Raw genomic sequence first — 6,000 nt, forward strand, 5'->3', positions numbered from 1 at the left:
CCACACCGTCAGAGGACGGCGGCCTGGACGAGGCGGGTCACCCGCCAGGACTTCGTCTTCGAGATCGGGCGACCTTCCGCGATCTCGACCGTGTCGCCCTCGTTCAGCGGCGAATCGGCGTGCGCGTGGTACTTCGTGCTCTTGACGATGTACTTGCCGTACATCGAATGCTGGACCTTGCGCTCGACGAGCACAGTGACGGTCTTCTGCATCTTGTTGCTGACCACGCGACCGACCAGCGTACGCTTGGCGACGGTCTTGGAATCGGCTTCGCTCATTTCGCTGCCGCCTTCTGGTTGAGCACGGTGCGCACCCGCGCGATGTCGCGACGGGTCTTGCGCAGCTGGCTGATGTTCGACAGTTGCTGGGTCGCGTGCTGCATGCGCAGCGAAAAGTGCGCCCGCAGCAACTCGCCGAGCTCCTTGGTCAGCGCCTCGGTGTCCTTGGCGCGCAGTTCGGTGGCTTTCATCTATGCCCTCGTATCGTTCCGCCGACGCCGCTTCAGGCGCCGACCATGCGGCTGACGAAAACAGTGCCGATCGGCAGCTTGGCCGCCGCGAGCGCGAACGCCTCGCGCGCCAGTGCTTCGTTCACACCGTCCATCTCGTACAGAACCTTGCCGGGCTGGATCTCGGCGACGTAGTACTCCACGCTGCCTTTCCCACTGCCCATGCGGACCTCCGCCGGCTTCTTCGAAATCGGCTTGTCCGGAAAGATCCGGATCCAGATCCGGCCACCGCGCTTGATGTGACGGGTCATCGCGCGACGAGCCGCCTCGATCTGACGCGCCGTCAGCCGGCCGCGACCGGTGGCCTTCAGGCCGAATTCACCGAATGCCACAGAAGCGCCGCGGGTCGCGAGACCCTTGTTGCGGCCCTTCTGTTCCTTACGATACTTGCGTCGAGCTGGTTGAAGCATCACTCACTCCTTCATTCGCCAGCTTTGTTCTCGGCCGGTGCAGCACCGGTCGACGGCCCGGCGGCCTTGCGCACGCGCTTGACCGCACCCTTCGCTGCGTCCTCCGCCCCGGCGCTCTTCTCGGGGGCGTCCTTGCCTTCCGCCTCGCCATCGGCGCGACGGCGGGGGGCGCCCGGCCTGCCACCAGGGCCGCCCGGACGACCGCCGGGAGGACCACGACGACCACGGCGATCCTCGCGCTCCGGCATCGCTTCCTTCTCGGCGCCCTGCGGGGCGTCGTTCCGGCCGAGCGTGTCGCCCTTGTAGACCCAGACCTTGACCCCGATGATGCCGTAGGTGGTCAGCGCCTCCGAGAAACCGTAGTCGATGTCCGCGCGCAGCGTGTGGAGAGGCACGCGACCTTCGCGATACCACTCGACCCGCGCGATCTCCGCACCGTTCAGACGGCCAGAGCTCATGATCTTGATGCCCTGGGCACCGAGGCGCATCGCGTTCTGCATCGCGCGTTTCATGGCGCGACGGAACATGATCCGCTTCGCGAGCTGCTGGGTGATCGAGTCGGCAATCAGTTGCGCGTCGGTCTCGGGCTTGCGGATCTCCTCGATGTTGACGTGCACGGGCACGCCCATCAGCTTGGTGAGATCCGACTTGAGCAGCTCGATGTCCTCGCCCTTCTTGCCGATGACGACACCGGGGCGCGCGGAATAGATCGTGATGCGAGCGTTCTTCGCCGGACGCTCGATCAGCACGCGGCCGACCGATGCGTTCTTCAGCTTCCGACGCAGGTACTCACGAACACGCAGATCCTCGTTGAGCATCTTCGGGAAGAGCCTGCTGTTGGCGTACCAGCGCGAGGCCCAGTTCCGGCTGACCGAAAGCCGGAACCCAATCGGGTGAATTTTCTGTCCCATGATTTCCTTCCGATCGCCCTTAGTTGCCGACCTTGACGTAGATGTGACAGGTCTGCTTTTCGATCTTGCAGCCGCGGCCCTTGGCGCGCGCCTGGAAGCGCTTAAGCGACGCGCCCTTCTCTACGTGGATGGTACGAACCTTGAGTTCGTCGATGTCGGCGCCGTCGTTGTGCTCGGCGTTGGCAATCGCCGACTCGAGCACTTTCTTCACGATCTTGGCGGCCTTCTTCGGCGAGAAGGTCAGGATGTTCAGGGCCTGCTCGACCGGCTTGCCCCGAACGAGATCGGCAACGAGCCGTCCCTTCTGGGCCGACAGGCGGACCCCGCGCAGCGATGCTTGAGTTTCCATCGTCTACCCCTTAGCGCCGAGACTTCTTGTCGGCGGCGTGTCCCTTGAACGTGCGGGTCAGCGCGAACTCGCCGAGCTTGTGCCCGACCATGTTCTCGTTGATGTACACGGGAACGTGCTGCTTGCCGTTGTGCACCGCGATCGTCAGCCCGATGAACTCGGGGATCACCGTGGAGCGGCGCGACCAGGTCTTGATCGGCCGCTTGTCCTTCGTGGCAACCGCAGCGTCGATCTTCCGCAGCAGGTGGGCATCGACGAAGGGCCCCTTCTTTACTGAACGTGCCATAGCTTATTCGTCCTTCACCCGTTACTTGCGACCGCGCTTCTGCACGATCATCGTGTCAGTGCGCTTGTTGCGACGGGTCTTGTAACCCTTGGTCGGCGTGCCCCAGGGCGAGACCGGATGGCCACCGCCGTTCGAACGACCGCCGTGCGGATGGTCGACCGGGTTCATGCAGATGCCGCGAACGGTCGGGCGAATGCCGCGCCAGCGGTTCGCACCAGCCTTGCCGATGGTGCGCAGGCTGTGCTCGCCGTTGCCGACCTCGCCCAGCGTCGCACGGCACTCGATGTGCACCTTGCGGATCTCGCCGGAACGCAGGCGGACCTGGGCGTAAGTGCCTTCGCGCGCCAGCAGACGGGCGGAGACGCCGGCCGAACGCGCGATCTGCGCGCCCTTGCCCGGCAGCATTTCGATCGCATGGATCGTCGAGCCGACAGGAATGTTGCGGATCGGCAGCGTGTTGCCCGCCCGGATCGGCGCCTCGGCACCGCTCATCAGCGTCTCGCCGGCCGACACGCCGCGCGGCGCGATGATGTAGCGGCGCTCACCGTCCGCGTAACACAACAGGGCAATGTGCGCGCTGCGGTTCGGGTCGTACTCCAGGCGCTCCACCTTGGCCGGAATTCCGTCCTTGTTGCGCTTGAAGTCGATGATCCGGTAGTGCGACTTGTGGCCACCGCCCCTGTGACGGGTGGTGATGTGGCCGAGGTTGTTGCGCCCGGAGCCGCGGATCTGCGGCTCGACCAGCGCGGCGACCGGACGCCCCTTGTGCAACTCGGGCGTGACCACCTTCACCATCGAACGCCGACCCGGCGAGGTCGGTTTGGTCTTGACGACAGGCATTACCGGGCCTCCGCGAAGTTGATTTCCTGGCCGGGCGCAAGGCTGACGTAGGCCTTGCGCACATTCCGGCGGCGCCCGTCGAAGCGGCCGAAGCGCTTGGCCTTGCCCTTCGCGTTCAGCACCTGAACGGATTCGACCTGCACCTTGAAGAGCAGCTCGACCGCAGCCTTGACCTCGCCCCTGGTGGCGTCCTGCATCACGCGGAACGTCACCTGGTTGTTCTTGTCCGCAACCATCGTGCTCTTTTCAGACACGATCGGCGCGAGCAGCACTTTCATCAGACGATCCTGATTCATGCCAGCATCTCCTGGACCTGAGCCAGCGCCGGCTTGGTGATCAGCACCGTGCCGTAGTGCACCAGCGACACCGGATCCGCGTACCTCGGCTCGACGATCAGCACGTTGGGCAGGTTCCGCGAAGCGAGGAACAGGTTCTCATCGAGGTTGTCGGTGATCAGCAGCACCGAATCGAGCCCCATCGCCTTGAACTTCTGCGCAAGCAGCCTGGTCTTGGGCGAATCGACAGACAGGCTCTCGATCACCGCCAGGCGGTTGTCGCGCACGAGCTGCGACAGGATCGAGCAGACACCCGCCCGGTACATCTTCTTGTTGACCTTGTGCGTGAAGTTCTCGTCGGGCGAGTTCGGGAAGATCCGGCCGCCGCCACGCCACAGCGGGCTGGAGGTCATGCCGGCACGGGCACGGCCGGTGCCCTTCTGCTTCCACGGCTTCTTCGTCGAGTGACGGACTTCGCTGCGATCCTTCTGCGCGCGGTTGCCACTGCGTGCGTTGGCCTGGTAGGCAACGACGACCTGGTGGACCAGCGGCTCGTTGAAGTCGCGACCGAAGATGGTGTCAGGCGCCTCGACCTTCGCGGCGGGCTGACCCTGATCGTTCAAGAGGTTCAGTTCCATGATGCTCCTCAGGCCTTGGCCGCGACACGCACGGCGGGCGTGACGACGACGTTGCCGTTCTTCGCACCGGGAACCGCGCCCCGGACCATCAGGAGCTGACGCTCCGCGTCGACGCGGGCGATCACCAGGTTCTGGACGGTCTTGGCAACGGCACCGAGATGACCGGCCATCCGCTTGCCGGGGAAAACCCGGCCCGGATCCTGGGCCATGCCGATGGAACCCGGCACGTTGTGCGAACGCGAGTTGCCGTGCGACGCACGCCCCGAGGCGAAGTTGTGACGCTTGATCGTGCCCGCAAAGCCTTTTCCGTGCGAGGTGCCGGCCACGTCGACCTTCTGGCCAGCCTCGAACAGGGAGACGCCGATGACGGCGCCGGGCTTGAGTTCGGCGAGCGCAGCAGGCGCCACCGGGAACTCCTTGAGCACGCTGCCGGCCTCGACGCCCGCTTTCGCGAAGTGTCCGGCCTGCGATTTCGTGACGCGCGACGCGCGGCGTTGGCCGAAGGCCACCTGCACGGCGCAATATCCGTCGGTTTCGACGGTCTTGATTTGGGTGACGCGGTTGTTCGACACGTCGAGCACAGTCACGGGAATGGAATCACCATCGTCCGTGAAGATGCGCATCATGCCGACCTTGCGTCCCACAAGGCCAAGGCTCATTGTTATCTCCGATCCCAGCTGCGATTGGCCGGGTGTTAATGCCCCGGGCACGTGCGAGACACGCATTTGCCCGGGAGGTTTCCTCGTTTCCGCCCCGCTTGCAGTGCAGCAGGGCCGGGAAAGCCGACTATTGTAGCCCGACTTGCGCCGCGCGGCAAGCGCGCAGCGTGACGGACCTGCTTGCCGCCCTACTGAAGCTTGATCTCGACGTCGACACCGGCCGGCAGGTCCAGCTTCATCAGCGCATCGACCGTCTTGTCGGTCGGCTCGACGATGTCCATCAGCCGCTGATGAGTGCGGATCTCGAACTGGTCGCGCGAGGTCTTGTTGACGTGCGGCGAGCGCAGCACGTCATAGCGCTCGATCCGGGTGGGCAGGGGCACCGGGCCACGCACCACTGCACCGGTGCGCTTGGCGGTTTCCACGATTTCCGCCGCCGACTGATCGATCAGCTTGTAGTCGAAGGCCTTGAGGCGGATACGGATCTTCTGGCTTGTCATGTTGTGTCTCTCAAAGAACGCTGCGGCAGGGCCGCGTGATTACTTAATGACCTTGGCGACGACGCCGGCGCCGACGGTGCGGCCACCCTCGCGGATCGCGAAGCGCAGACCCTGCTCCATCGCGATCGGGGCGATCAGCGTCACCACCATCTTCACGTTGTCGCCCGGCATCACCATCTCGACGCCCTCGGGCAGCACCACCGAGCCCGTCACGTCCGTCGTGCGGAAATAGAACTGCGGACGGTAGTTGTTGAAGAACGGCGTGTGGCGACCGCCCTCATCCTTGCTCAGCACGTACACCTCGCACTCGAACTCCGTGTGCGGCGTGATCGAACCCGGCTTGGCCAGCACCTGACCACGCTCGACGTCCTCGCGCTTCGTGCCGCGCAGCAGCACGCCCACGTTGTCGCCCGCCTGACCCTGGTCAAGCAGCTTGCGGAACATCTCCACGCCCGTGCAGGTCGTCTTCACCGTCGGACGAATCCCGACGATCTCGATCTCCTCGCCAACCTTCACGATGCCGCGCTCGATCCGCCCCGTCACCACCGTGCCACGGCCCGAAATCGAGAACACGTCCTCGATCGGCATCAGGAACGCACCGTCCACCGCACGCTCGGGCGTCGG

12 protein-coding genes are annotated in these 6,000 nt (G+C 64.9%); all 12 read right to left on the minus strand.

Features of this window, described 5'->3' with window-relative positions; translation table 11 throughout:
• Positions 1-8 precede the first annotated feature (8 nt).
• Positions 9-278, minus strand: a complete 270-nt coding sequence (gene rpsQ / locus HNQ70_RS09440) for a 30S ribosomal protein S17 (protein WP_183966656.1) — start codon at positions 276-278, stop codon at positions 9-11.
• Positions 275-469: a 50S ribosomal protein L29 gene (gene rpmC / locus HNQ70_RS09445; protein ID WP_183966658.1), complete on the minus strand. Its 195-nt coding sequence runs from the start codon at positions 467-469 to the stop codon at positions 275-277. The genes rpsQ and rpmC overlap by 4 nt, the downstream gene beginning before the upstream one ends.
• A 32-nt stretch (positions 470-501) precedes the next feature.
• On the minus strand, positions 502-918 hold the full coding sequence (rplP, locus tag HNQ70_RS09450) for a 50S ribosomal protein L16 (protein ID WP_183966660.1): 417 nt from the start codon (positions 916-918) through the stop codon (positions 502-504).
• An 11-nt stretch (positions 919-929) separates the two neighbouring features.
• Positions 930-1,829, minus strand: coding sequence for a 30S ribosomal protein S3 (gene rpsC / locus HNQ70_RS09455; RefSeq protein WP_183966662.1), 900 nt, complete (start codon positions 1,827-1,829; stop codon positions 930-932).
• 19 nt (positions 1,830-1,848) lie between these two features.
• Positions 1,849-2,178, minus strand: coding sequence for a 50S ribosomal protein L22 (rplV, locus tag HNQ70_RS09460; RefSeq protein ID WP_183966669.1), 330 nt, complete (start codon positions 2,176-2,178; stop codon positions 1,849-1,851).
• 10 nt (positions 2,179-2,188) lie between these two features.
• Positions 2,189-2,464, minus strand: a complete 276-nt coding sequence (rpsS, locus tag HNQ70_RS09465; RefSeq protein ID WP_183966671.1) for a 30S ribosomal protein S19 — start codon at positions 2,462-2,464, stop codon at positions 2,189-2,191.
• 21 nt (positions 2,465-2,485) lie between these two features.
• The gene (gene rplB / locus HNQ70_RS09470; RefSeq protein WP_183966673.1) at positions 2,486-3,304 is read right to left on the minus strand and encodes a 50S ribosomal protein L2; all 819 of its coding nucleotides are present in this window, start codon (positions 3,302-3,304) and stop codon (positions 2,486-2,488) included.
• Complete coding sequence (gene rplW / locus HNQ70_RS09475) at positions 3,304-3,600, minus strand: 50S ribosomal protein L23 (RefSeq protein ID WP_183966675.1); 297 nt, start codon at positions 3,598-3,600, stop codon at positions 3,304-3,306. Before rplW ends, rplB begins: the two co-directional genes overlap by 1 nt.
• Entirely contained in the window at positions 3,597-4,217 is a 621-nt protein-coding gene (gene rplD, locus HNQ70_RS09480) for a 50S ribosomal protein L4 (protein ID WP_183966677.1), read from the minus strand. The genes rplW and rplD overlap by 4 nt, the downstream gene beginning before the upstream one ends.
• Positions 4,218-4,225: 8 nt before the next feature.
• A complete protein-coding gene (gene rplC / locus HNQ70_RS09485; protein WP_183966679.1) occupies positions 4,226-4,876 on the minus strand; it encodes a 50S ribosomal protein L3 in 651 nt (216 codons plus the stop codon).
• A 188-nt stretch (positions 4,877-5,064) separates the two neighbouring features.
• On the minus strand, positions 5,065-5,376 hold the full coding sequence (rpsJ, locus tag HNQ70_RS09490; RefSeq protein WP_183966681.1) for a 30S ribosomal protein S10: 312 nt from the start codon (positions 5,374-5,376) through the stop codon (positions 5,065-5,067).
• Positions 5,377-5,415: 39 nt separating this feature from the next.
• Positions 5,416-6,000, minus strand: a 585-nt coding sequence (locus tag HNQ70_RS09495) for an EF-Tu C-terminal domain-related protein (RefSeq protein ID WP_246434853.1), incomplete at its 5' end; no start/stop codon positions are given.

Origin of the sequence: Quisquiliibacterium transsilvanicum (genome assembly GCF_014202215.1) — a bacterium.
In the GTDB taxonomy this organism is placed as follows: Bacteria; Pseudomonadota; Gammaproteobacteria; order Burkholderiales; family Burkholderiaceae_E; genus Quisquiliibacterium; species Quisquiliibacterium transsilvanicum.

Bases quoted from the DNA above. Each gene is read 5' to 3' on its own strand.
- rplV (WP_183966669.1), bottom strand. From the start codon at position 2,178: ATGGAAACTCAAGCATCGCTGCGCGGGGTCCGCCTGTCGGCCCAGAAG.
- rplP (WP_183966660.1), bottom strand. From the start codon at position 918: ATGCTTCAACCAGCTCGACGCAAGTATCGTAAGGAACAGAAGGGCCGC.
- rplW (WP_183966675.1), bottom strand. From the start codon at position 3,600: ATGAATCAGGATCGTCTGATGAAAGTGCTGCTCGCGCCGATCGTGTCT.
- rplC (WP_183966679.1), bottom strand. From the start codon at position 4,876: ATGAGCCTTGGCCTTGTGGGACGCAAGGTCGGCATGATGCGCATCTTC.
- rplB (WP_183966673.1), bottom strand. From the start codon at position 3,304: ATGCCTGTCGTCAAGACCAAACCGACCTCGCCGGGTCGGCGTTCGATG.
- rpsQ (WP_183966656.1), bottom strand. From the start codon at position 278: ATGAGCGAAGCCGATTCCAAGACCGTCGCCAAGCGTACGCTGGTCGGT.
- rpmC (WP_183966658.1), bottom strand. From the start codon at position 469: ATGAAAGCCACCGAACTGCGCGCCAAGGACACCGAGGCGCTGACCAAG.
- rpsJ (WP_183966681.1), bottom strand. From the start codon at position 5,376: ATGACAAGCCAGAAGATCCGTATCCGCCTCAAGGCCTTCGACTACAAG.
- rplD (WP_183966677.1), bottom strand. From the start codon at position 4,217: ATGGAACTGAACCTCTTGAACGATCAGGGTCAGCCCGCCGCGAAGGTC.
- rpsS (WP_183966671.1), bottom strand. From the start codon at position 2,464: ATGGCACGTTCAGTAAAGAAGGGGCCCTTCGTCGATGCCCACCTGCTG.
- rpsC (WP_183966662.1), bottom strand. From the start codon at position 1,829: ATGGGACAGAAAATTCACCCGATTGGGTTCCGGCTTTCGGTCAGCCGG.